The organism is Aedoeadaptatus ivorii, assembly GCF_030815095.1.
Taxonomy (GTDB): Bacteria; Bacillota; Clostridia; order Tissierellales; family Peptoniphilaceae; genus Aedoeadaptatus; species Aedoeadaptatus ivorii.
This window is the reverse complement of the sequence record NZ_JAUSWF010000003.1, coordinates 142,815-167,728: the sequence shown is the minus strand read 5'-3', so window position 1 is coordinate 167,728 and position 24,914 is coordinate 142,815. Positions and strand designations below refer to the sequence as shown.

Below are 24,914 nucleotides of genomic sequence, written 5' to 3'. Positions count from 1 at the left end.
TTATATTTTAAGAATACTCAAAAGACTATGTATTAGCAAAACCAAAAATAATAAATAAATTTCGATAAATCTCGTCTACTATATTTATGGTATTTATTTATACAAATGATAATTATATATTATAAGTAAATTTAGATTTAGAGATAATTTAAAACATAAGAAATATACTTATGGATATATTCTCACATACTACGCTTACTTAAAATATTAAAATTATCCATACTGACCACTCAAGCCATGTCGAGAGTGTCGTTTTGATGTCAAGAGTTGCACCCAGTAAGTAAATAAAGAATTGAAAATAAAGGCTTATTCATAGGCTATCATTAAAAGGTAAAGGCAGACAGTTGGTTCTTTAGAGAATGGAAGATATAATCCATCTATAATTTTGGCATTTAAAATTGCTAAGTTCTTTAATTTATCAATTGAAGAAGTATTTATTTACGAGGAGGAGATATAAAATGAAGAAATACAAGTATTGGATATTAGCTTCTTGTGGAGCGTTGTCATTGATTATCGGAATATATTTGGAAAGAAATTATTCTGAGACAGAAAGTGTTTTAAAATCATTACCATATATTCTGGTGGGTATAGGATGTGGTTTATTTGGACATGGTGTTGGAGAAATAATAAAAGTAAATACATTAAAAAATCGCAGAAACATATAAACAGTTAGAAATAGAAAAAACGATGAGAGAAACAGTACTATTTCTAATATAGCAAAATCAAAGGCGTATGATACTTTTATTTATATTTTTGGAGCAGTATTGCTCTATTTAGCAATAGCTGTTTCAGATATATTTACTATTATTGTGGTAGTGATTTCATATCTTTGTGTTGTAGGAATAAATGTCTATTATCATATCAAATAAAAAAAGAGATGTAGAAATTAAATTTAAGCCTTGACCTGTCCACTAGGGACTGAGCTATCCTTTAATCAAGGAGGTGTTAAACCATGCTAAGAAATAAAATTCAAGCGAAAACAGGTTTGACTAGAAAAGCAATCGAGTATTATGAAGAAAAAGGTTTGATTCAGCCGTTGAAATTAGAAAATGGCTATCGAGATTATCGTAATGAAGATTTAGTTACGCTAAACAAAATCGCATTATTTAGAAAAGTGGGTCTAAGAATATCTGAGATAGAAGAATGTTTATCGTCCAATGGTAACTCACTTTCTTCTATGCTTAGAAAAAAAGAACATCAGTTAGATATTGAACAAAAAAGAAAAGAAGTTATTGAACTGATGGTGAAGAAAGAATGTCAAACTGTAATCGATGATAAAATCGCCTTGATCGAAGCAGAGGAGAGCATTTATGAAAAGTTAGCAAATGCCTTTCCTGGCTATTTTGGACAGCTAATATTTTCTTCTTATCAATCATTTTTGAATGAAACATTGAATGTAGAAGGAAAAGCTTCATATGAAGACTTTGTAGCCTATTTAGATAATTTACCTTCATTTACACTTAGTAAAGAAGAACAAGAGTATATTGAAGTTGTTAGCTCTGCTTATAACATGAAAGTTTTAAAAGAAGTGAATACATCAAAAATTGAAGCTATAGAGAATTCTGAACAATGGTTAGAAGAAAATAAGGATATGGTAGCTTTATATCAAGATTATAAAAATAGTGATGAATATCAAAATAGCCCAATGAAAAACATTCAAGATAAACTGCAAAGATATATGGAAGATAATAAATACTATGAAATAGCTATTCCGCTGATAAGAAAGTTTAGCAAGAGCTATGATGAGTATTATCAAAAGTTACTTATAGCAAATGATAAATATTTAGAACTCAATAAATAAACTACAAGGCACCAGAGATTGGTGTCTTTTTTCAGTTTGACGGGCATGTCATATGTCTAAGGTGGAAGTCCAACGGAGCGTAGTTATCGACGAATCCAATAGCAACTTGCAAGTATCACGCCGTGAGGCATGGGAGAGAGGAAGCAATAGAAAAATCGTGGCCTGACGAACAGGAACAGAATACAAGGCGAGTTAGGTGGATAAGTTGGCTGAAGACAACAAAGTCCAAAAGATAACCGTAATCCTAAAACGTAAATTCTGCAGGTAAACGAGGAAAGATATATGACTTAACCCGTGAGGTCTCATAGACGAAACAGTAGTAACAACGAACTATGAGAAGTCAGCAGATGTCATAGTAGTAAAAGTTTTTTACGAAGGACAGAACAATTAGAGAGCATAAAGCAAAATGTATGTAGCTTAGAATATCTGACAGGCACAGATGAAAACGTAAAATGAGTTCAAGGCCAGTAGCACAAGATGAATCTAAGCAAGCGGAAAGGAGCAAGTGCACATTATGGAAACACTACTAGATAAAATACTTGACCGACAAAATATGTATCAAGCCTTAAAAAGAGTATACTCAAATAAAGGTACAAGTGGAATCGATGGAATAACCATAGACCAAATAGATGGATACATTAGAGAAAACTGGCCAAGGATAAAAGAAGAACTACAAACAAGAAAATACAAACCACAACCAGTATTAAGAGTAGAAATACCAAAACCGAATGGTGGAGTAAGATAACTAGGAATACCAACTGTGATGGATAGAATAATCCAACAGGCAATAGTACAAGTCCTAACACCAATCATAGAACAGAAATTTTCAGAATATAGTTATGGGTTCAGACCAAGAAGAAACTGTGAAATGGCCATAGTGAAACTACTAGAATACTTTATAGGTGACATGAAAACAAACTTAACAAAAATAGATGAGCACTTAAGAACACGACTAAGAATGATAATCTGGAAAATGTGGAAAGTAGCATCAAAAAGACAATGGGGAGTACAAAAACTAGGTGTGAACAAAGACCTAACAAGACTAACCTCATATGTAGGAAACAGGTACTACTTTGTAGTAACAAAAACTTGTGTAGTCAGATCAATCTCAAAAGAAATACTGACCAGACGAGGTCTAGTCAGTTGCTTAGATTATTATACAGAAAGACGTAATGTTAGATTTAATTGAACCGCCGTATACCGAACGGTACGTACGGTGGTGTGAGAGGGCATTTAATTATGCCCTACTCGATCGCCCAGAATTAAGAAGGAAAGATTAAAGCAACTAAAAAATCGAGAAAAGAAGATATTAATACAAGACATAGAAAAAGAAAGAAACAAAGAACACATAGACTTATAAAAAGAGGAGCAATCTTAAAAAGTCTTATAGAAAATGCAGTAGAACTAACAGAAGGAGAGATAAAAGTCCTACTAGAAGAAGCAACAAAGACAAAGGAATTCTAAAAAACACTTAGCATAATGAGAAAAAATTAAGAAATAAACGTAACGGAGTAACCACGATTGCGCCAAGCTTAGAAATAAAAAACATATTTCATCAACGTTTCATAAAAGGTGTGTAGAATGTTATTGAAAGTAGCTATGAAATGCTATTGTGTAAAAAATAAAGGAGGAATAATTTATGAAAAAAATAGTATCAAGAGGAGCATGCCTATTACTTGCATTATGTTTGAGCTTGAGCGCAGTTGGCTGTCAAAAAAGTAATGAAAACAATAAAATTAAAGAAGGGCAATCTATAAGTTCTGAAGAGGCGGGCATGTCAATTAACCCAGATGGCAAAAATGAAACTTTTAAACCGTCAGATTACACATTGGAAGCAAAGGAAGAATATGTTTATGAATATTTAGGGCTTAAATTCAAACTCTCAGACAAAGTTAAAAAGTATATGACAGATAAAAAGATAGGAATGTTAGATGATCAAAGTCCTATAGATAAAGAACTAAAGTATGCTATTTTGACATTTGAAAAAATGACGGAAGAGCAAAAAAATGCAGTTATAGAAAAAATGGGCGATGGTTATGAAAAATGGAAGAATGGACTTGAAAGAATTGGGACTATTGGTATGTTTGAAAAAAATATGTCAGAAGAAAAAATATCTGAAATTACAAAATGTGATACTCATACTAAAATAGGAGTTTCAAGAGATGGAGCTTACGATTACTATCTAAGCACAAATAGCAAAGCTGAAAGCAGTCTTGTGGAAGAATTTAAAAACACTGAGAGTGAAATTATAGATAAAAAAGAACGTCCAGAAAATGGTTTTGTGCTTTCAGAAAAAACTGATTTAGAAAATACAGAAGCATTTAGCAAAGATTCCGTTAAAGACTTGCGTAATCTATCAACAAAGGATATAAATGGCAAGAATTTTTCAAGCAAGGATTTTGAGAAGTATGATCTTACTATGGTGAACGTATTTGCCACTTGGTGCACAGCTTGTGTAAAGGAAATTCCTGATTTGGTTGAGGTTCAGAATGAAATGAAAAGCAAGGGTGTCAATATTGTTGGAGTTGTAACAGATACTGTTGATGATAAGGGTGAAAACAAGGAAGCTATTGAAAAGTCAAAGTTAATATTTGAAAAGACAAAGGCTTCATATCTTTTCTTGATGCCAGACAAGACAAACTTTAATGGTAGATTGAATGGTATACAGGCTATGCCAGAGACTTTCTTTGTTGATAAGAATGGAAACATTGTAGGTGATACTTATTCAGGGGCAAAGAGTGCAAAGGAATGGAAGCAGGTAATTGAAAAAGAATTAGCAAAAATAAATAATAAGTAAATGTAAAGTGGTGAATGGGATATGGTTAATAAGTTTTTAAAAAGCCGTGCCTTCTCGGTAGTAATGGTCTTTATTAGTATGGCTATGATTTACTATGGCTATACGAATGGAGAGGCTAAAGTTGTCTTGGAAAAGGCGATAAGAATTTGTATGGAGTGTGTTGGAATTGGATAGAATTAAAAAATTTATAAAGGGTAGTAAAAAAAAAGATAAATATAAAATAAGAGATCGTTTTAGACATCTATTTCAAGCCCTTTGGTTTTTAGTTACTAATTCTTATTTTGAAGGGTTTAAGACAGGTAAAATCTATGGTGGGGACCTGAAGAAAGTTTGTGTTCCGGGTATGAATTGTTATTCCTGCCCGGGGGCAAAGGGTTCTTGTCCTATAGGATCCCTACAGGCAGTGATTGGAAATTCGAACTATAAGTTCAGTTATTATATAGTTGGCTTTATCTTCTTGATAGGTGCACTCATGGGTAGATTTGTCTGTGGTTGGCTATGTCCATTTGGTTTGATTCAAGATTTATTACACAAAATTCCCTTTTCAAAAAAAATTGAGACATTTAAGTTTGATAAGCATTTGAGAAAATTGAAATATATAATATTGATTGTCTTCGTTATAATACTTCCTCTATTTTTAGTGGATATTTTAGGGCAAGGGTCTCCATATTTTTGTAAGCTTATTTGTCCAGTTGGTATGCTTGAGGGAGGCTTACCCCTTGTATTATTGAATAAAAGTATGAGAGGAGCCATAGGTTTTTTATACTATTGGAAGGGAGCAATTTTAATACTTACTTTATTAGTTTCAATAGTAATATATAGACCTTTCTGTAAGTATATCTGTCCTCTGGGGGCGATTTATTCGGTTTTTAATCCGATTTCAGTATTCAGGTATAAACTAGACGAAGAAAAGTGCATTAGTTGTGGTAGGTGTAAAAAAGTTTGCCAAATGAATGTAGACCCAGTTGAAAACTCTAATCACCTTGAGTGTATTAGATGTGGACGATGTAAAAATGCCTGTCCAGTGGATGCAATTCATTGTGGAATAAAAAAATAAGAGGAGCCAAGTAGGAAAGTGATAAAAAACGCAATAGCATATATTACAAGAAAGAGAAATAGAACTTTAATAATTTTTATCATATTAACTATAGTTCTTTCTTGCTTGTATTCTTGTTTAACAATAATGAAATCAAGCAATGAAATAGAAAAGGCTTTATATGAAAGTTCTAATTCTTCAATATCAATAACAAAAAAAGATGGTAAATATTTTAATGTTAATCAATTTAAAGATATTGAAAAATTAAAAGAAATTGAAGAAAAAATAATTCAATATGATGGATTAGCAAAACTAAAAGATGCTAAAGTAGTTAGCGGAGAACAAAGAATAAATAGAGAAGATTTATCTGACGAATTTAAGAATGTTGTTTCACTCGAAGCTACTAATAATACTAAAAGAAACATTTTATTCAGTAGCGGAGTATTTATAATAAGTGAAGGTAAAAATATAGAAGAAAATGATAGAAATTCAATTATTATTCATGAAGAATTTGCTAAACAAAACAATCTAAAATTAGGGGATGAAGTTGATCTTGAATTACTAGATATGGAAAAAAATGGAAAAATAAAAAGTCATAAATTTAAAATTATAGGAATTTTTTCTGGTAAAAAACAGGAAACATATACAGGGTTGTCTTCTGATTTTAGCGAAAACATGGTCTTTGCAGATTATTCAACAAGCCAAGAGATATTAAATAAATCAGAAAATAATAAAATTGCAAATAAAATTTTAATGTATTCTGGTAGTTTGGAATCTACAGACTTAGCCTTAAAAAAAATTAAAGATCTTAAAATTGATGAATCAAGGTATTCCGTTGAAAAAGATAATAATGCGTTTGAAGAGTCTCTGGAGTCAGTGAGTGGAATAAAACATATAATAAAAATAATGACTTATTCTATTATGTTAGGTGGTATGGTTGTTCTTTCGTTAATCTTGATTCTATGGTTAAGAGAAAGAATTTATGAAATAGGTATATTTTTATCTATTGGAATAACTAAAGTACAAATTATAATGCAGTTTATATTTGAGTTAATATTCATATCTATACCAAGTATAATATCCTCCTTATTTTTAGGAAATCTACTACTAAAAGTAATTGTAGAAGGATTCATTAACTCAGATAACTCAATGATTTTCGGTGGAAGTTTAATAAATAAAAGCACTTTTATGCTAAATATAACAACACTTGGACAAAGTTATTTAATATTAATAAGTATTATTGTTTTATCAGTTGTATTTGCTTCTTCATTAATATTAATCAAGAAACCTAAAGAAATATTATCAAAAATAAGTTAGGAGAAAATAATGAATATATTAGAAATAAATAATGTAACTTACAGTTATGCAAATTCTAGAGAAAAAGTTTTGTCAGGAGTAAATCAAAAATTTGAACTTGGAAAGTTTTATTCGATAGTAGGAAAGTCAGGAACAGGAAAATCTACACTTCTTTCCTTACTTGCAGGACTTGATAAACCTCAAACAGGAAAAATATTGTTTAAGAATGAAGATATACAAAAGAAAGGATATAGTAATCATAGAAAAAATAATATATCTTTAGTATTTCAAAATTATAATTTGATAGATTATTTATCGCCTATTGAAAATATTAGATTAGTAAATAAATCAGTAGATGAGAGCATCTTGTTTGAATTAGGCTTAGATAATAAACAAATAAAAAGAAATGTTATGAAATTATCTGGTGGACAGCAACAAAGAGTAGCTATTGCTAGAGCATTAGTATCAGATGCTCCAATAATACTAGCTGATGAGCCTACTGGTAATCTAGACAGTGTTACTGCTGGAGAAATAATTAATATATTAAAGACATTAGCTAAAGATAGAAATAAATGTGTAATAGTTGTAACACATAGTAAGGAAGTAGCAGATTCTGCGGATATCATTTTAGAACTAAGTGGTAAAAAGTTGAAAAAAGTAAATAAAATGAATTTGGAGGTTGAATAATGATAAAAAATGCATTTGCTTATGTAACTAGAAAAAGCTTAAAATCATTAATTATTATATTAGTTATTTTATCTATGTCAACTTTAAGTCTCATTAGTTTATCTATTAAAGATGCTACGGACAGAGCTTCAAAAGAAACATTTGCTAATATAACAAATAGTTTTTCTATGGAGATAAATAGACAAGTAAATCCAGGAACACCTAGAGGTGGGGGAAATATAAAAGGTGAAGATATAAAAAAGATATCTGAAACAGATAGTATCGACTCTTATGTAAAAAGAATCAATAGTGTTGCAGATTTAGTGGATCATGATATTATTGAAACTCAAGAAACACTAGCAAATCAATCTCCTGAAAGAGCTAAAAACTTCAAAAGAACGGTTATGTTAACAGGGGTTAATGATTCATCAAAGGAAACAAAGTTTGTATCCGAAGCATATAAATTAATAGAAGGAAAACATTTAGAAAATAAAGACCAAAATAAAATTTTAATGCATAAAGATTTGGCGAAAAAAAACAACCTAAAAGTTGGAGATAAAATAAAAATAAAATCAAATTTATTTGATGCCGATAATGAAAAAGGTGCTGATGAAACGGTAGAAGTCGAGATTAAAGGGCTTTTTGATGGACACAATAGTGGTGGCGTAAGTGCAGCACAAGAACTATACGAAAATACATTAATCACTGATGTTCATACAGCTGCTAAAGTTTATGGTAATACAGAAGATACAGCTGTATACCAAGATGCAACATTCTTTGTAAAAGGTGATAGGAATCTTGATAGTGTAATAAAAGATCTTGGGAAATTAGATATAAATTGGAGAGAATATAATTTGATTAAAAGTTCATCAAATTACCCTGCATTACAACAATCTATATCAGGTATCTACTCAATTTCAAATAAATTATTTGTTGGCTCATTAATATTTGCAGGAGTTGTAGTTTCATTATTATTATTCTTATGGATGAATGCTAGAAAGAAAGAAATAGCAGTATTACTATCATTAGGTATATCAAAATTAGAAATTTTTGGTCAATTTCTAATTGAGATGGCATTTATATCAATCCCCGCATTCGTTGGTTCTTATTTCTTAGCTCAATATACAGCTGATAAGCTTGGGAATAATATATTGAATAAGGTTACTGGTGATATAGCTAAACAAATAGCTAGACAATCTGCATCTAGCCAATTAGGTGGTGGGGCAGAAGCCGAAGGATTTAACAAGACATTATCAAGTTTAGATATAAATGTATTACCTAAATTCATAATTTATGTAGTTATATTTATGAGTTTAGTACTTCTTATATCATTGATTATTTCTTCATTCAATATATTAAGAAGGAATCCAAAAGAATTATTAACTGACAATAATTAAAATTTTGGTGCTTTTTAGCACCAAAATTTTTTGGATTGTGCACTTTAGTGTGTTGAGTGAACGAAAGTGAGCGAAACAGTAAACCACCTGCTATGCAGGTGGAGGACGAAAGCTTTAGCTTCAAGCACCAAAAACCTCCTTGATGTATAATTGTGATAATAACATGCACAATTAAAACAAGGAGGATACATTGGATAAGAATAGTTTATCACATACCAAATATCGATGTAAATATCATATTTTATTTTCGCCAAAATATAAGGCAAGTAATTTACAGACAGTTTAAGGTGGATATAGGAAGTATATTAAGAGAGTTACGCACACGAAAAGGAATAAATATAATAGAAGCAGAACTATGTCCTGATCATGTTCATATGTTGTTAGAAATACCGCCCAAATACAGTGTATCAGAAATAATGGGATATTTGAAAGGGAAAAGTTCCTTAATAATATTAGATAGACATGCAAACCTAAAATACAAGTATGGAAATAGACATTTTTGATGTCGATGGTACTGTATAGATACAGTTGGCGCAATGAGAAGAAAATCAAAGAATATATACAGAATCAATTAAGAGAAGACTATTATTCGGATCAAATAAGTATAAAGGAATATAATACCCGTTTACGGGTGAGCCGGTAAATAAAAACAAATAATAAACTGCTTTAGCAGTAGTTGGGATAGTGGTGCATGTGACGGAATACTCGGATCCCCAATAGGGGCATGCCGGTATTCGTGGTTTATAGGCGCAGTGCAAACTACCAGCTAAGCTGGTAGTTTTGATTTAAAAAATCAAATAATATGCTGTATAATATAAGTGTATAGGCTTAAGTGGAGGTATATATGAAAATATTAACTGTTGAAGATGATAATATGATAAGAGAGGGAATAAGTGAATATCTTTCAGAATTTGGATATACTGTTATTCAAGCTAAAGATGGAAGAGAAGCCTTGTCAAAATTTAATAGTGATATAAATTTGGTTATCTTAGACATTCAGATACCTTTTATAAATGGTTTAGAAGTGTTGAAAGAAATTAGAAAGAAAAGCAATTTACCAATTCTAATCTTGACTGCATTTAGTGATGAAGAATATAAAATTGATGCATTCACTAATTTAGTAGACGGATATGTAGAAAAGCCATTTTCATTGCCAGTCTTAAAGGCTAGAATAGATTCTTTAATTAAGAAGAATTATGGACATTTAGAGAAGTTTGAATATAAGGATCTATTGGTTAATTTTAATAGATATACAGCTAAAATAAATGGTGAAGAAATAGATGTAAATGCAAAAGAACTAGAAGTATTAAAATGTTTATTGGATAATTATGGACAAGTGTTAACAAGAATGCAAATTATTGATTATGTATGGAAAGATAGCGAAGAAACTCCTTATGATCGAGTAATAGATGTATATATAAAAGAACTTAGAAAAAAATTACAGCTAGACTGTATAACTACTATAAGAAATGTAGGATATAAATTGGAGAGAAAATGAAAAAATTAAAGATATTTCCAAAAATGTTCATACAAATATTTTCTGTTCTTGGAATAATAATTATATTAGTTCATTCATTAGTTTTTTTTATCTTTCCTAAAACATATTTGGAGACGAGAAAAGAAAAGATTCATAATATGGCAAATGAAATTTCTAGTAATATGAATGGAAAAGAAATAAAATATATAGAACAAACTTTGGAACTTTATTCTAAGAGTAGTGAAATAAAAGCATTTATAAAAGAAAAAAATAATAAGAATGAAATACAAATTAAAGATAATATAAATGTTAATTTAGAAAGTGATAGTAATTCTTTGATAATTGAAGAAAGAGAAATAAAGCTTAATGATGGTAAAAAAACAAATCTACAATTTGTTTCTACAGCTGATATGCAAAAAGATGCGAAAGATTTAAGCCTTAAATTTTTACCATATTCTTTATTAATATCAATTTTATTTTCTGCTATTATTTCTTTAATTTATGCAAAATCAATAAAAAACAATATACAAGAAATAAAAATTGTTACTGATAAAATGATGAAACTTGATAAAAAAACTCGTTTAAAAATTAGCTCTAATGATGAAGTTGGAGAATTAAAACAACAAATTAATGATTTGTATTCTACTTTATTAAGAACAATTGACGATTTGAAATTTAAAAATAAAGAAATTTTAAAATTAGAAAAGTTAAAATATGACTTTTTTAAAGGTGCATCCCATGAACTTAAAACTCCTCTTGCTAGTCTTAAAATAATATTGGAAAACATGAAATACAATATTGGAAAATATAAAGAAAGAGATATTTATATTAATGAATGCATTGAAATCGTTGATAGTTTAACAAAAAATATTCATCAAATATTATCAGTTCATTCTATAGAAGATTTGAATAATGATGAAGAATATTTGAAAATAAATGATACATTAGAAGACATATTAAAAAAGTATGAAATATTAGCAAATCAAAAGAAAATAACTGTCAATAATTATATATTAGATGAGAATATTTATATAGGAAAACCAGCTTTAAAAATTATTCTATCTAATTTGATTAGTAATGCGGTAAAATATACTGATGTAAATGGGGTAATTAATATTGGGATAGTTAATGATTGGTTATATATAGAGAATTTATATGGTAACAATAAAATTCCGAATATGGATAAAATATTTGATGTTAAATTTGATTTAAATAAGGAAAATAGTAATGGCTTAGGTTTATACATTGTAAGTAATATTCTGAATAATTACAACATAGAATATAAAGTATTGAAAGATGAAGAGTTTTTTACATTTAAAATTAAAATATTTCCTTAGTGAATTAGAATTTCCGATAATTTGTTTAATTAAGTTTCTAGCCTTTTCTTTGGCATAGAATTTTCCCAGTTTACTTTTATATTATCAGCAGGAAATTTCACAATTCCTAAAAAAGCTTATTTTAAAAATATTGAGACTTTGGAGTAAAATCTGTAACCTTATTTTTTTACAGTATAATTCGTACAAATTTAAATTTCTCAGGTTGGAAAATCAATAAAGAATATGGAATTAGTATTAACTAGAATCTCAGGAGCCGTTGTTTTATTATCAATACACATATCAAATAAAACAGGAAAAACAGAGTATTTATGGACAATATGGTGTATGCTTTCCTTATAGGTTGTAGAAAAAGGTATCACACTACAAAAAAGAAATAGAGGCAATTCTCAGTTTGTCGGGTTGATACTTTTAACGATAGTTTCTACCTATTGTTAAAGGGTTCGTAGATATGTTATTACAAACAAACAGGATGACCTGAGATACTTAATGTTCACTGGTTTCATGTGGAAGCCCTGACACTACTTAGAAGGAGATAATTTACTATCCTCCTTCTAAGTAGATGTTGGTCTTATGCCAAGAGTTCCCAAGAGAAACGACGAGCGGGAGTTTCGATTGGTTAGAACTCGACGGCTGAGACGTTGGTCTTGATGTCGAGGAATAGAAAGATTTAAAGGTTACAATTAATAGCTTTTTGTATTTTGGACTTGATAATAAAATGAGCAAATAAAGTGAGCCATGTCAAAACAAATAAAAACAGACATCAAAATTACAGTGACCCCATAAAGTTGAACCTAGAAAACCAACTTTATGGGGTCACTGTATAGGCGCTAGCTATTTTTTCGGATTCCGAGTACAAACAAAAATATTGTTACTATAAAATAGAAAGAGTACAAGAAACCAGTATATTTATTACTCCATGGAAATGACATTTCTGGGTGATTAATTGCTACAATAATAAAAATAATAGCGAGTATGAGTAGAATTTTTGCGCATATTAAATATCGATTAAATGGTTTCATTTTCATCTCCTTTCTAACAATCTTTTTTATTCATCCTATCATTTCAAACCGTACAGAATAAGTAGTAAACAACGAATATAAAAAAGAGTATGGCAGATGGAAAGAGTGAAGAGTGACCCCATAAAGTTGGACCAAATCGAGTAAGTAGATTTTACTTACTCGATTTGGTTTTACATATTTTACGATGCCGGCTTCTTGTTTTCTCGATATTGTCTCAGACTTAGCCCCCCTAACTTTTCCTTGATTCTATTCTCGTTGTAGTAAACGATGAAATTCTTGATTGCCAGAACCAACTCGCTACGACTTGTATAGACATAGCCGTCATAGATCTCGCGTTTCAGAATGCTAAAGAAGTTTTCCATGGGCGCATTGTCGTAGCAGTTCCCTTTGCGAGACATGCTTTGGAATATATGATGTTTCTCTAGCATGGCTTGATAGGTTTTCATCTGGTACCCCCAACCTTGATCGGAATGAAAGGTCCGCCGATAGGGGCAATTCTCTGATTGCCGAATGGCTTCTTCGAGGCCTCTCAGCATGCTTACTCCATTTGGTCGATCCGAGGGGGTGTAGCTGATGATTTCCAATTTCTTTTGCCAGTACATAAACGTAGACTTTGGAAAACGCACCGCGGCCAGGATCTCTGTTAGCGGGAATTGTTCTCGGAGTTTGGCGACGATCCTCGCCTTTTGCGCATTGCTTCTTCCCTCTCCAAACTCCTTAGCTGTTCCCAGAACATTTTTTGAATGGTCAACCGACGATTTTCTGCTTCTAGCTCTTGGATCCGATTCTCCAATTCTTCTCGCGTAGCTGTGTCCATTACTTCCGGTTTGGAAGACGGGGATGGTTGATCCGGATTTTTCTTATCTTTCATGGGTTTACCTCGCTTTTTAGGGCGCAGACCATCGATGCCTTGCTCTCGATATTGTCTCCGCCAATTCGCAATGAGGCTGGGATTCGTGAGGCCGAGCAAGAGAGCAAGTTCTTGATAGCTGCATTCACTCATTTCGTAGCGTGTAATGGCTTCTAATTTAAATTCTACACTGTACGAACGCTGATTTCTAGACCGTACCAACCCTTCATCACCAAAATGTTGGAAATTCTTGACCCACTTACAAATTATGCAATTCACTTGTACTCGATGAAGCAAGCCATTGAAGAAGGCTTTATATTGGATGTGCTGCAAAACTACACGACCTACGAAACGATGTATAAAATTAACAAGGCGATAGAAGAAGATCCAGAGCTGAAAACCGTGAAGGCCAAGCGGCAGATTGCAAGGTTTATCGATCTGCACGATACCAATATTCGCCAAAGGGTCGAGATTATCGTCGAGCATTTTAGAAATCATGTGGTGAGCGAATTGGGCGGCCAGGCGAAGTCGATGGTCGTTACCGCTTCCAGGCAGGCGGCGGTAAAGTATAAGTTACATTTGGATAAATATGTTCGAGAAAAGGGCTATGAGAACATCCGCGCCCTCGTGGCCTTTTCCGGCAAGGTCAATTTAGAAGACGACAACGAGACATATACAGAGTTCGGCATCAATCATGTGGCCGAAGAAAGTGTTCCCTATGAATTCGACAGTGATCGGTATAATGTAATGATCGTGGCCAATAAATATCAGACCGGCTTCTATCAGAAGAAGCTATCCGCCATGTATGTATTGAAAAAACTCCGGGGCGTAAACGCGGTGCAAACGCTATCGAGATTGAATAGAGTCTGTCCGCCTTACGAAAAGAAAGTATTTGTACTGGACTTTGTAAATGACTATGAAAGTATGCAAAACGCGTTTGCTCCGTATTATACGACCACGCTCTTAGCGAGCGATTTAACCCCCGGTAAGATCAAAGAGATGCTGACAAGTTTGGAAGGATATTACATTATCGACCCGCTGGATGTAGATCGCGTCAATACATTGATCTTTAAAAAGCGAAAGGGCTCCATAACAAGAAATGAGCAGAAGTCTCTTCTTCTGTCTTTACAGAATTCCAATCGCAGGCTAAAGGAATTGAAAGAAGTACCGCAAAGAGTATTTGTGGCCAGGATGAAAAACTTCAAACGGTTCTATGAGTATCTCATTCAGGTATCCAGTTATGAAGATTTGGATGTTCACAAATACTATATATACGTATGCTATTTCTTGGATATGATCAGTCTCGACGATGGGGGAGACGGCTTTGACCTCAAGGGCAAAGTAGAAGCAAGCAACTTTGCGCAAATAGAGGGCGAAACGCACAAGGACGAAAAGATGATCTCAAAGCCTGTCGTCAATCTTCCCATGGCAGAACCCATTGAAATATCGGGGGATAAAAAAGAGAGACTTTCGGAGATTATCGCGGATATTAATGCGAAAACCGGTTCTAATTACGATGTGGAATTGGCCACCACAGCAGCCATGCAAATTCGGGATTTGATGTTGAAATCAGAAGAACTTAGAACTTCCGCTAAAAATAATACAGAAGAGGATTTTAGATTCTCTTATTTTTCGAATATCGAAGATGCTTTGATCCAGGGCTTAGATCAAAATCAAGGATTTTTCTCTTATTTGCTCGATAACCGAGATGCGCAAAAAGAAGTCCTCGGGTTATTTATGTCCGAGATTTACAAAAGTTTAAGGGCCAATGCGATTTGAGATGTGCTTATATAGGATCGCAGCTATAAAAGAATGATGGCGTGAGGCTAGAGGCTGCTTATTTAAAAGGATGACCGGAAGAAATGAAGGCATAGAAACTTTTCGACGGTAGATAGAACAGAGGGCTTTTGAGCGTTTCGCATGCCAAAGATCGTATGGAGGAGTGAGGAGTATGAGCGCAAATGCGCAACCGCCTTTAAGAACGGGATTGTTGGACTTTCTAAGAAATAGCAGCGGTAGCCAATTCGTGATACCCGTGTACCAAAGAAATTATACTTGGTCGGCAGGTAAAGAAGTTAAGCAATATCTCGATGACTTAAAAAGTGTTTTGTTGGGGGAATATAACAATCATTTTTTGGGCATCATCATCTATCTAGATACGCCAATCGATTTTACGAGCCGAGAATTTTCGGTGATCGACGGGCAACAGAGATTGACTACGACATTTCTGATCCTCTATGCCATACGGGAAATCATGAAACAAGAAAATGCCGTGGACGCAATCCAGAGCTTAGATGGGCAAATTTTGACCAATCCATTCGCCACCCATGAAACGTTAAAATACAAGCTGAAGCCTTTGGTTTCGGATGACTCGGTTTATAAATATATCGTGAACGACAAAGCCGGCGATATAGAGGATACAGATTCTCTGGTGTATAAAAATTTTAAGTATATAGTAAATTACGTAAAGACACTCAATGAAAAGTTTACGTATAATGAAATTTTACTGGCTTTAAATAAGTTATACGTCGTTTGTATCCCTCTATCCAAAGAAGATAATGCACAAAAAATATTTGAAAGTATCAATTCTACCGGCGTAAAATTAACCGCTTCCGATTTAATTCGAAATTTTTTACTCATGGATTTAAACAGCGAGTTACAAGATCTCTATTACACAAAGTATTGGATGGAGCTAGAAAAGTACTTGGGAAGTGACTCCAAGAAACTAGAATCTTTTTTCCGATTTTATCTTTCCATAAAAAATAAGGTCTTGCCAAATAAAAATGCTGTGTACAGAGAATTTGTACATTGGTATAAGAAGAATCAGGATGTAGAAAGAGAAGCTATTTTTGATGATATTATAAAATATAGCAGATATTATTATGAAATTTACTATAAAGATCTCGCTGCTATAGAGAAAGCGCTAAGAGGGCCGATCAAGGAGTATCGAAGAATTCTATCCGACATGCCTGCGCCTTTGATGATGGGTTTATGGGACTTATACGAAAAGGGAAAGATAAGCATTGCGCAAACCTCTGAGATGATTTATATCATTAATTCCTATTTAATACGGAGGGCTCTATGCGATTTAAACACCAGCTATCTTACAAAAATGTTCCCGCCCTTGTTAAAGGATATCGAGGAAGAATGTGCCGGAGACTACAAGAATGTAGTGGAAGTCCTGAAAAAGAATTTAGTCTTTAAGAATAGTAACAATGGCATGTATGTCCCCAACGACAAGCAGCTAAGAGATATTTTGCTACATGCGAATGTGTATAAGATTAAAACGCCACTTCGAATCTTCTTCGATAAACTCGAACATCACGACAATCCGGCGCCCGTCCATTTGGAAGATTTGAATATTGAACATTTAATGCCGCAAACGCCCACGCCGGAATGGTATGAAGCATTGGGCGTCGATGAGGAAGAATACCAAAGAAATGTGAGCAGGTTGGGGAATTTGACTTTGGCTTCTAAAGTCGATAATAGCAGGATGCAAAATAAGGTCTGGACCTATAAAAATGAAATTTTATCGAACACATCTCACTTAAAAATCAATCAAGATATTTTGAAAAAAGAAAAATGGGATATACATGCGATTCACGAAAGAACGGAATTCTTAATTCAAGCGTTTAATAAATTATTCTCATATCCCCAAACCAATTCAAAAATTATTAAGACGACACCGATCTATATCGACGCCAATGGCGTTTCGGCATCGGGAATGTTTTATGCAGATAACGGTGCGGTCGAAATCTATGAAGGATCGGAGCTCGCTCTGTTTAAAAATGCGGATAATTATCCGGAAATTAATGAAGAAAGACAGAGCTTGATAGACGATGGGATTATTTATGATGATGGTGAAAAATTAGTATTTAAACGATCCCATATAGTAAATCCGAAAATCGATGGATTTAGTGCGCTGAGCAGTTCAGCGTCGCTAATTTTACATGGGTCTCGGAATGGATGGGATTGCTGGAAAACCTCGGGTGGTGTTTCCTTGCGCGAGAAAAAAGAGATTTTGTAAATATAGAATCGATAAAAGTGGAGGGAGATAGGAAGGCCGACTTTTGCCCTTACATGGTATATGTCGCCAACTCAAGTTATGCCCGCGGCGGTTTACGCTGTGGGCGTTTTTATTTGTAATTTTCTCGAATCGTATTAGAACCCGGCGATTTTTACACCGCAATCGATTACAATAATAAAGTAAGAAAATATATCATAGTGTGAGTTCGGCGAAGGGAAAGATTACGATGGCAGTTGCGATTCGCGAAGGAAGGGCCTCCGACGCAGGGGCGGTGTTGGCGTTTTTGCGGCAAGTGGGCGGCGAGACGGATTTTTTGTCGTATGGCGCGGAAGGGATCGGCATCTCTTTAAAGGAGGGGGCGCGATTTTTGGAGGGCATGCGCGATGAGAAGAATTGTCTTTTTCTTATCGCATGGGATGGGGAGACCCTTTTGGGAACATTGAGTCTTGCGGGCGCTTCGGGCCGGATGGCGCATCGGGCGGAGCTGGGCATGGCGGTGGCGAAGGACGCGTGAGGACGCGGCATCGGCAGTTCGATGTTGCGCTGGGGCATCGACTTCGGACAGAAAAACGGAATCGAAATCGTCACGCTCGAGGTAAGCGAAGAAAATCGCCGGGCGATGGCTTTCTTTCAAACGTTCGGGTTTGAACGAACGGGAAGAGTGCCTGCTTTGGTGAAGACGGGGAGCGATACATCGATTTTATGGCGACGGTTCTTGATTTGCGCTCGTCACGAGAAGATACCGAAGAAAAGAATTAGAGGAGAAAGCCGAGACCGGCAGATTGGTTCGGCGGTTTTTGTAAAAAAAACAAGTGCATTCCATTGGGTGCCTGCGTGAGCGGAAGATCAGGTGTATATAGGGCAAAGAACAGGAACGCCCGAGAAGTTTCGCAGGATGACGGAGACCCTTCGCGACGCCGGCGTATTTGGCGCGGTGCGCGGCGTATTGTTCGGCAAGCCGGCGGATGAAGCGCATAGTACGCCGCGTTGCATTATTCCCTTTGGCGTCGATGCGGTGGAAGATACCGAAGAGCAACGAATCGCATTTGCAGCGGAGACAAAGTAATTTAATAAATTATCAAAATAAGCATATCTGCCGTTAAAATTACGTAAAGTTATGATTCGCCGGCTACATATGGCGCATCGAAAGTCTTTATAGCGTTCCAAATATTTTTAAGCATGATACAATTATAAATAGGTATAAATAAATGTAGTAAAGAACGAATAGGAATACAATCCATAGCAAAAGGAGGCCGGCATGGATAAGGGTGCGGATGAGATGAAATTGGCGCGGGAACTGTTGGTCCGGGTCAGAAAGTTACGACAGGATGTGATGGACGAAAGGGATCGGGATATAGCCCTTTGGGATGAGGAGCTGGAGAGGGAGGATTTTCTACCCTCGGCGGAAAACCTCTTTCACTATCTCGCCGTTCGCCGAAGGGACCTTCGGGATTTGCAGGAGGCCCTAATTCCCTGGGGTCTTTCGTCTTTGGGGCGGTTGGAGGCGAAGACTCTCGCCACGCTCGATTCCCTGGTAGCTACCCTCGAGGATATTACAGGTGCGGAAAAAACCGTGTTCCATCCGAAAATTGCCCGCTTCTATGAGGGACCTGAGATTTTGGCAAAAAATACTTTGGAGATTTTCGGTCCTACCGAGTCGAAAAATTACACTCGCATTATGGCGACTCTGCCCACAGAAGCCGCCGACGACCAAAAGTTTGTCGACAAGCTGGTAGAAAACGGAATGAACATCGCCCGAATCAACTGTTCCCACGACGACGAAGAGATTTGGACCCAAATGATCGAAAGGGTACGGGCAGCAGAGAAAAAATTTGGTCGGGAAGTAAAGATTTCGATGGAGATGGCCGGTCCTAAAATTCGAACGTCGTGGGTCTATACCACCGAAAAGAATCCGAAGGTGGCGGCGGGAGATTCGATTCGTCTGGATAAGGATACGACAAAAATTGGCAATTACCCGCACTGTAAGTTGGTGGTGGGAATGACGGTACCGGAAATCCTCGCAGATATCCGAGTAGAAGAAGAGGTCATTATTGACGACGGAACTGTGGAATGCCGGGTGGTGGAAAAAGATGCGCAGGGTCTGACCCTATATATCCACAAGGTAAACGGATCCGATACCCGGATTAAGTCGGAAAAGGGCATTAACTTTCCCAAGTCCCGGTTCGACCTGCATGTGTTGCCGGAACAAGACAAGGTCCATTTGGCTTTTGCCTTGGAGCATGCCGATATCATTGGGTTTTCCTTTATGAAAAATGCCCAGGATATGAGAATGATCCAGGAAGAAATGGAAAGACAAGTCGGAGAAAGGGCCAAAAAAATCCCGATCTTGGCGAAGATAGAGACGGTGCAAGCTGTGGACAACTTGGCTTCGATCATTTTGCAAGGCGCGGGGAAAAATCCGCTCTGTGTAATGATCGCCCGGGGGGATTTGGCGGTAGAATGCGGCTATGTGCGCCTGTCGGAGCTGCAACAGGAGATTATGTGGATTTGTGAAGCGGCCAATATTCCCGTGATTTGGGCCACTGAAGTTTTGGCGAACCTGATCAAACGGGGCATCCCCACGCGAGCGGAAATCACCGACGTTGCCGAAGGCGCTTCGGCGGAGTGCATTATGCTCAATAAGGGCAAATACCTGCCCCAAGGGGTGGAGATGGTCCGCCGGATCTTGGAAAAGCAAAAGTACCACAAGCTCAAAAAGACCTATATGCTCAGAGCCTTGGGAATTGCGTATTCTCACGAGTAACGCGCGACGGTGTTTATGTAAGATGTATAAGTGGTATGCCCTGCGTACCCAAAAAGACTGCAGTATTTGATAAAAGAGCCCCTATGAAAATGTAGGGCAATTCTATATATGATCTATTCGGAAAGGCCGTTTTTTTCAGCGGTCTTTTTTTATGCAATAAAATAACGGTGTGTAACGAGAAAGTGGCTGATAAGAAAAAAGTACTCTATTTCTCATATCGCCTATACACAGGCGAAACAAAACAGAGGATTCAGCCATATAGATGACTATTTATAGTTTATAGTATATAATTGTGGCAAAATCGGAGGGATACAGGATGCTCATACTAAGAATATATCCTTTTGCATTATATAGACCGAAAGAAAATGCCGAAGGCAAAACAAAGAGAAAAATCAATCGGATCAAGGCGCTGTCCTTGGGGCTGCCCCCTTGTAAAAAGACGCTGTATTACGACAGCAGTCTCAAAACGCGGGCGGAAGATTTTGCGGGCGTATTTGGAGAGCTCGCGCTGAAACCGAAAAACGAGCTGTTTTTTTCGGAAGACGACGAATGCCGCATTCTCATGGACGTGCCCGAACGGCTATCGGCGGATTTATATGCCGCAACCGGAAAAAGGGTAGATTTTGACGATCACATGGCGGTACTTTCGAAGAAAGACCCGACAGGGCGGGAAACGGTGCAGTGGATTTATAGGGCAAAGGATCTGATATTTTTTGCCTATCCCGAAGAAATCGTGGTGCCGTTTCGTAAGGGAACGGACATTTCGCTGCAAAAGCTCCTTTTGCCGAAAATCGAAGAGGGCTTTAAGAAGATTCTCAAAAACCTCGATACCTTTATTCGAGAACCTTGGGAAGTCGAATCCGTGCACCAATACCGGGTCTCCATTCGCCGATTTAGGGCGTTAATTTCTATGGTAAAACCCATATTGAATCCTTCGTCCTACGCAAAAATTCAAGATATCTTCCGGCAAAAGGGCAGAGACGCGGAACTCTTGCGGGAACTGGACGTGTTGATGGAAGAGTGGGACAAGGTGAGAGAGCCGGAGCAAGTCCACCTGAAGAACGCCTTAATGGAACAGCGGAAGCGAGAAGAGGAACGGCTACTCGCGCTCCTAAAGACCGATCGCATTCGCGAAGAGCTAAAAGAAGGCTTAAATACATTTATGCACAGCCTGAGTATGTCCGACTGGCACGAAATCGACGGCGTGTTCCTGTTGGACCAAAGGCTGCACAATTGGTATCGCTATACCCTCGAGGCGCTGTGGCGCATGGAGGAATTCGACCTGCCCTTTGTGCATCGAATTCGGCTGAAAAGTAAAAAATACCGATACGTCACCGAGTTCTTCGACGACCACACCACCCTCACCCAAGTGATGCACCACAAAAAGGCCAAAAAGCGGCAGACCGTGCTGGGGGAAGTGTGCGACGCGCTGAGAAATCGGGAGGCCATTCGAGAACTCGAGCCGTATTTCGACGATAAGGCCTTGGAAGAAGCGGCGTATTTTATAAAAAAGGAAGAACAGAGGGAAAATCAGTTGCTCCACGATCTCGGCTTGCGAAACAAAACGGCGGATTCCAATCCGCATGCCGCGGAAGAAAAGAGCGAAGTCGTCGAAGAGTCGACGGCGCCTGCTTCCACACACGCGCAGGCCGAGACGCCGGAGCGCGCGGACAAGATCGAGGATGGGGAAAAGGCGCAAGATGGCGAGCGCCCTGCGGAGCGAGCGGAGGCGGCGGACGCGGCAATCGAGCCGGATGCGCCGGTCTATTTCGACGACCCATCCAAGTATAAGCTGTTCGTCGTAGGTGCCGTCGTCATTCTGTTGGCGTCGATTCTATTCAATAAATTCCTATAACGATAGTAGTCTCTTCAATAGGTTTGGGATTGTGCAATAAATTCGAGGAGGAAAGGATGAAAATCACCAATTTCGGCACCACCACTTTGCTGTTCGACGACGGCGAGGATCAAGTCCTCTTCGACGCAAATTTTACCCGCCCGACGGTAGGGCGCTATCTGTTCCGAAAGGTCGACACCGATTGCGATCTGATCGACGATCTGTTCGAAACCCACGGCATCGATCGACTGCGGGCCGTCTTTATTTCGCATTCCCATTATGACCACGTGATCGATGCGCCCTACATCGCCAGGCGTTGCGGGGCCACCCTGTATGGCAGCGAATCCACCAAAAATGTGGGCTTGGGCGGGGGCGTGCCCACAGAACAACTTGCCGTCTTCGAAGGCTACAAACGCTATCGCATCGGCCATTTTGAGATCACCGTGATACCGTCTCTCCATTCCCGCCCGGTCGCCTTTCACGACGACATCGGCGAGGAGATCGAGGCGCCCCTCGCCCGGCCGAGCCGGTTGCGAAAGTATAAGGAAGGCGGCTCCTACGACTTCTATGTGCAAAACGGCGAAAAGCGCTATTTGATTCACCCCAGCGGCAACTATATCGAAGGGCAGCTCGAAGGCTATCCGGCCGACGTACTCTTTTTGGCCGTGGCGGGGTATCGACGGTTGCGCTGCAAAAAGCGGCGGGCGTTTTTCGACGAAACCATAGGACGCACAGCGGCAAAACTCGTCGTCCCCATTCATTGGGACAACTTCTTCGTGTCCCTAAACCGTCCCGTTAAGCGCCTGCCGAGAATCGCCGAGCGCACCGATCGCGTCGCCTTTCACCTGGTGCGCTACTGTGAAGAACACGGGGTGAATACCGTGGTGCAACTGCCCCATACCAGCATGGAAGTGTGAGGGAAGAGCGAATCGCAGGAGCATATAAGCCGTAACATATGAGTTGTTATCGGCGTCGGCCGCGCTCCTTGGAGATTACCGCCACCGTGGCGTTTTCCGAGATCAAAAAAGATGTATTGCAATTGTTTATGGGCGTATAAACAATATAAAACCAATTTATAAAAACAGAGCGATGTTTCGCTCTGTTTTTTTAAAAATATGCCGGACGAACTTCATTGAATTCTTATCCTCCATACAATATACTTCGAATATGAAGTAATAGATTTGCGATAGGAGGGACGTATGGTATTTCTTGTGGCGATGGGTGTTTTGCTCGTACCCATTGTAATGATCGTTTTCGGTTGGCTCTTGTATGCACGGGGGCCGAAGGAAATCAATCCGGCGTATGGGTACCGCACAAAGCGTTCAATGAAAAGCCCGGAGGCATGGCAATTCGCGCAAAAGTTTTTCGGCAAAATTTGGCTGGTGACGGACATTGTCTTGGCTGTGGCGGGGCTTTTGTTTTGCTCTTTGCGTGGAATCAAATGGGAGATGCGCAGGAAGGTTTTGTGTTCGGCATCTCTTTTGCAGAGGTCGCGGTGATGCTCGGCGCCATCCTGCCCACGGAAATTGCCTTGCGGCAGTGCTTTGACGAGGACGGGAAGTCCCGGAATTGAAAGTAGAAGTAAAATAAAGAATTTGTCATTGTTTTTTCCGGGGGGTGATACGATGGGGGCGAGCAAAAGGGCTCGGCGGCATTTCGTCGCATACCTGAAAAAACTATACCGGAGGAGGGGTAGTGTGGACGCAAAGAAGAGACGATTGTTATTGTTTTTGTGTGCAGCTGTGTTGATTCCGACGGCAGTATGGGGAGAGGGGGGCGCGGCCGTTTCCGTATATGTAAACGGCATGAACTTGGCGGCTAGCCAATACGGCGCAGAAGAGGTCGCCCCCATTCGCGAAGGCAGAACGTATCTTTCCCTGGCGAACTGCGAAGACTTTTTCGGCTATACCGTGGAGCAAAGCGGCGACGGCGCCGTAACGCTTCGCGCAGGCGACAAACAGATTGCCATGAAAATCGCGAGAAGGCCTATACCGCAAACGGGAACGCCACGGCCATGGACGCCGCGCCCTTCGAAGACGGCGGGACGGTATACATACCGGTGCGCTTTGTGCAAGAGGCGCTGGGCGGGATCGTCGATTGGGACGGAAAGAACCGCACGGTGATCGTCGCCAAGCGGCCGAACCCGGGGGCGGTGACGGAGTTTGCCGAGAGTCTCGATCCTCTCGGCATTTCTCTGATCGTGCTCGATGCCGTCGATTATAACGAGATCGGCGGAAAGTATGTCTTTACGGCGAAAGAAGCGCTGGGCCAATACGACAACGAGCCGGGCACTTTGTTTACCATCGCCGCCGAAGATGAGCCGCCGCTTTCGAATCTCGAAGATCGGGTGTTGCGCTATGCGGACGGCAAATATATCGTCTTGCACTTTCCCGAAGAGGGAATCGGTACCGATCGCTACCAAAAGTTGATGGACGAAATGATAAAGAGCATAAAAAGCACAGAGGACCAATAGAGAAAGGCCCGGAGGAATCCGGGCTTTTTTTGTGTCGGCAGATTGCTATAATGAAACAAAAGGACTTTGGTGGGAAAGGGGGCGTTTGTGAAGCGCAGACTCTACTTGCCGCTATTGGCTCCAGAAAAAACGGGAGATCC

25 protein-coding genes and 4 pseudogenes are annotated in these 24,914 nt (G+C 37.9%); 26 read left to right on the top strand and 3 right to left on the bottom strand.

All coding sequences use genetic code 11. The features are described from left to right. Window positions 1–334 precede the first annotated feature (334 nt). The 15 genes and pseudogenes from QO008_RS03465 to QO008_RS03395 all read left to right on the top strand — a co-directional run. A pseudogene (locus QO008_RS03465) lies at window positions 335–457 on the top strand (helix-turn-helix transcriptional regulator); the annotation flags it as partial. 1 nt (window position 458) lies between these two features. Beyond that, entirely contained in the window at window positions 459–665 is a 207-nt protein-coding gene (locus tag QO008_RS03460; RefSeq protein WP_126465715.1) for a hypothetical protein, read from the top strand. A gap of 287 nt (window positions 666–952) precedes the next feature. Then, window positions 953–1,801, top strand: a complete 849-nt coding sequence (locus QO008_RS03455; protein WP_307384412.1) for a MerR family transcriptional regulator — start codon at window positions 953–955, stop codon at window positions 1,799–1,801. 514 nt (window positions 1,802–2,315) lie between these two features. After that, entirely contained in the window at window positions 2,316–2,546 is a 231-nt protein-coding gene (locus QO008_RS03450; RefSeq protein ID WP_232006460.1) for a hypothetical protein, read from the top strand. 18 nt (window positions 2,547–2,564) lie between these two features. Continuing rightward, window positions 2,565–2,990 (top strand): group II intron maturase-specific domain-containing protein, encoded by a 426-nt coding sequence (locus tag QO008_RS03445; RefSeq protein ID WP_407653959.1) that lies wholly within the window; start codon window positions 2,565–2,567, stop codon window positions 2,988–2,990. Window positions 2,991–3,062: 72 nt separating this feature from the next. Next, a pseudogene (locus tag QO008_RS03440) lies at window positions 3,063–3,265 on the top strand (hypothetical protein). Window positions 3,266–3,440: 175 nt separating this feature from the next. Continuing rightward, entirely contained in the window at window positions 3,441–4,598 is a 1,158-nt protein-coding gene (locus QO008_RS03435) for a TlpA family protein disulfide reductase (RefSeq protein WP_307384404.1), read from the top strand. Window positions 4,599–4,619: 21 nt separating this feature from the next. Then, a complete protein-coding gene (locus tag QO008_RS03430; protein WP_126465712.1) occupies window positions 4,620–4,772 on the top strand; it encodes a CD1871A family CXXC motif-containing protein in 153 nt (50 codons plus the stop codon). Next, window positions 4,765–5,655 carry a 4Fe-4S binding protein gene (locus QO008_RS03425; RefSeq protein ID WP_307384399.1) on the top strand — a complete coding sequence of 297 codons (891 nt, stop codon included), beginning with the start codon at window positions 4,765–4,767 and terminating at the stop codon, window positions 5,653–5,655. The genes QO008_RS03430 and QO008_RS03425 overlap by 8 nt, the downstream gene beginning before the upstream one ends. A gap of 18 nt (window positions 5,656–5,673) precedes the next feature. Further along, the gene (locus QO008_RS03420; protein WP_307384396.1) at window positions 5,674–6,951 is read left to right on the top strand and encodes an ABC transporter permease; all 1,278 of its coding nucleotides are present in this window, start codon (window positions 5,674–5,676) and stop codon (window positions 6,949–6,951) included. 9 nt (window positions 6,952–6,960) lie between these two features. Beyond that, complete coding sequence (locus tag QO008_RS03415; RefSeq protein ID WP_307384393.1) at window positions 6,961–7,617, top strand: ABC transporter ATP-binding protein; 657 nt, start codon at window positions 6,961–6,963, stop codon at window positions 7,615–7,617. Then, window positions 7,617–8,993 carry an ABC transporter permease gene (locus tag QO008_RS03410; RefSeq protein WP_307384390.1) on the top strand — a complete coding sequence of 459 codons (1,377 nt, stop codon included), beginning with the start codon at window positions 7,617–7,619 and terminating at the stop codon, window positions 8,991–8,993. Before QO008_RS03415 ends, QO008_RS03410 begins: the two co-directional genes overlap by 1 nt. Before the next feature lie 190 nt (window positions 8,994–9,183). Then, window positions 9,184–9,650: pseudogene (gene tnpA, locus QO008_RS03405) on the top strand (IS200/IS605 family transposase). A gap of 187 nt (window positions 9,651–9,837) precedes the next feature. After that, window positions 9,838–10,491, top strand: coding sequence for a response regulator transcription factor (locus QO008_RS03400; protein ID WP_126465707.1), 654 nt, complete (start codon window positions 9,838–9,840; stop codon window positions 10,489–10,491). Next, window positions 10,488–11,807, top strand: coding sequence for a sensor histidine kinase (locus QO008_RS03395; protein WP_307384386.1), 1,320 nt, complete (start codon window positions 10,488–10,490; stop codon window positions 11,805–11,807). The genes QO008_RS03400 and QO008_RS03395 overlap by 4 nt, the downstream gene beginning before the upstream one ends. Window positions 11,808–13,005: 1,198 nt before the next feature. Here QO008_RS03395 and QO008_RS03390 read toward each other — a convergent pair. The 3 genes and pseudogenes from QO008_RS03390 to QO008_RS08045 form a co-directional block, all read right to left on the bottom strand. Continuing rightward, complete coding sequence (locus QO008_RS03390) at window positions 13,006–13,428, bottom strand: IS3 family transposase (protein WP_407653958.1); 423 nt, start codon at window positions 13,426–13,428, stop codon at window positions 13,006–13,008. A 41-nt stretch (window positions 13,429–13,469) separates the two neighbouring features. Next, on the bottom strand, window positions 13,470–13,697 hold the full coding sequence (locus tag QO008_RS03385) for a hypothetical protein (protein WP_307384382.1): 228 nt from the start codon (window positions 13,695–13,697) through the stop codon (window positions 13,470–13,472). A gap of 15 nt (window positions 13,698–13,712) precedes the next feature. Next, window positions 13,713–13,955 (bottom strand): annotated as a pseudogene (locus QO008_RS08045) (transposase); the annotation flags it as partial. Between the two features lie 45 nt (window positions 13,956–14,000). Between QO008_RS08045 and QO008_RS03380 the strand changes: the two are divergent. The 11 genes from QO008_RS03380 (at window position 14,001) to QO008_RS03330 (ending at window position 24,774) form a co-directional block, all read left to right on the top strand. Then, entirely contained in the window at window positions 14,001–15,455 is a 1,455-nt protein-coding gene (locus QO008_RS03380; RefSeq protein ID WP_407653962.1) for a type I restriction enzyme subunit R domain-containing protein, read from the top strand. Between the two features lie 172 nt (window positions 15,456–15,627). After that, window positions 15,628–17,703: a GmrSD restriction endonuclease domain-containing protein gene (locus QO008_RS03375; RefSeq protein WP_307384376.1), complete on the top strand. Its 2,076-nt coding sequence runs from the start codon at window positions 15,628–15,630 to the stop codon at window positions 17,701–17,703. A 226-nt stretch (window positions 17,704–17,929) separates the two neighbouring features. Beyond that, the gene (locus tag QO008_RS03370) at window positions 17,930–18,217 is read left to right on the top strand and encodes a GNAT family N-acetyltransferase (protein ID WP_307384374.1); all 288 of its coding nucleotides are present in this window, start codon (window positions 17,930–17,932) and stop codon (window positions 18,215–18,217) included. A gap of 9 nt (window positions 18,218–18,226) precedes the next feature. Further along, window positions 18,227–18,541, top strand: a complete 315-nt coding sequence (locus QO008_RS03365; protein WP_307384423.1) for a GNAT family N-acetyltransferase — start codon at window positions 18,227–18,229, stop codon at window positions 18,539–18,541. A 57-nt stretch (window positions 18,542–18,598) separates the two neighbouring features. Then, window positions 18,599–18,769, top strand: coding sequence for a hypothetical protein (locus QO008_RS03360; protein ID WP_307384372.1), 171 nt, complete (start codon window positions 18,599–18,601; stop codon window positions 18,767–18,769). Between the two features lie 192 nt (window positions 18,770–18,961). Then, on the top strand, window positions 18,962–20,467 hold the full coding sequence (locus tag QO008_RS03355) for a pyruvate kinase (RefSeq protein ID WP_307384370.1): 1,506 nt from the start codon (window positions 18,962–18,964) through the stop codon (window positions 20,465–20,467). A 316-nt stretch (window positions 20,468–20,783) separates the two neighbouring features. Then, the gene (locus QO008_RS03350) at window positions 20,784–22,322 is read left to right on the top strand and encodes a CHAD domain-containing protein (RefSeq protein WP_307384366.1); all 1,539 of its coding nucleotides are present in this window, start codon (window positions 20,784–20,786) and stop codon (window positions 22,320–22,322) included. A gap of 56 nt (window positions 22,323–22,378) precedes the next feature. Next, window positions 22,379–23,218, top strand: a complete 840-nt coding sequence (locus QO008_RS03345) for an MBL fold metallo-hydrolase (protein WP_307384363.1) — start codon at window positions 22,379–22,381, stop codon at window positions 23,216–23,218. A gap of 282 nt (window positions 23,219–23,500) precedes the next feature. Continuing rightward, window positions 23,501–23,800: an SdpI family protein gene (locus QO008_RS08040; RefSeq protein WP_407653957.1), complete on the top strand. Its 300-nt coding sequence runs from the start codon at window positions 23,501–23,503 to the stop codon at window positions 23,798–23,800. Between the two features lie 198 nt (window positions 23,801–23,998). Then, window positions 23,999–24,424 carry a hypothetical protein gene (locus tag QO008_RS03335; protein WP_307384357.1) on the top strand — a complete coding sequence of 142 codons (426 nt, stop codon included), beginning with the start codon at window positions 23,999–24,001 and terminating at the stop codon, window positions 24,422–24,424. After that, window positions 24,316–24,774, top strand: a complete 459-nt coding sequence (locus QO008_RS03330) for a copper amine oxidase N-terminal domain-containing protein (RefSeq protein WP_307384353.1) — start codon at window positions 24,316–24,318, stop codon at window positions 24,772–24,774. The genes QO008_RS03335 and QO008_RS03330 overlap by 109 nt, the downstream gene beginning before the upstream one ends. Window positions 24,775–24,914 lie beyond the last annotated feature (140 nt).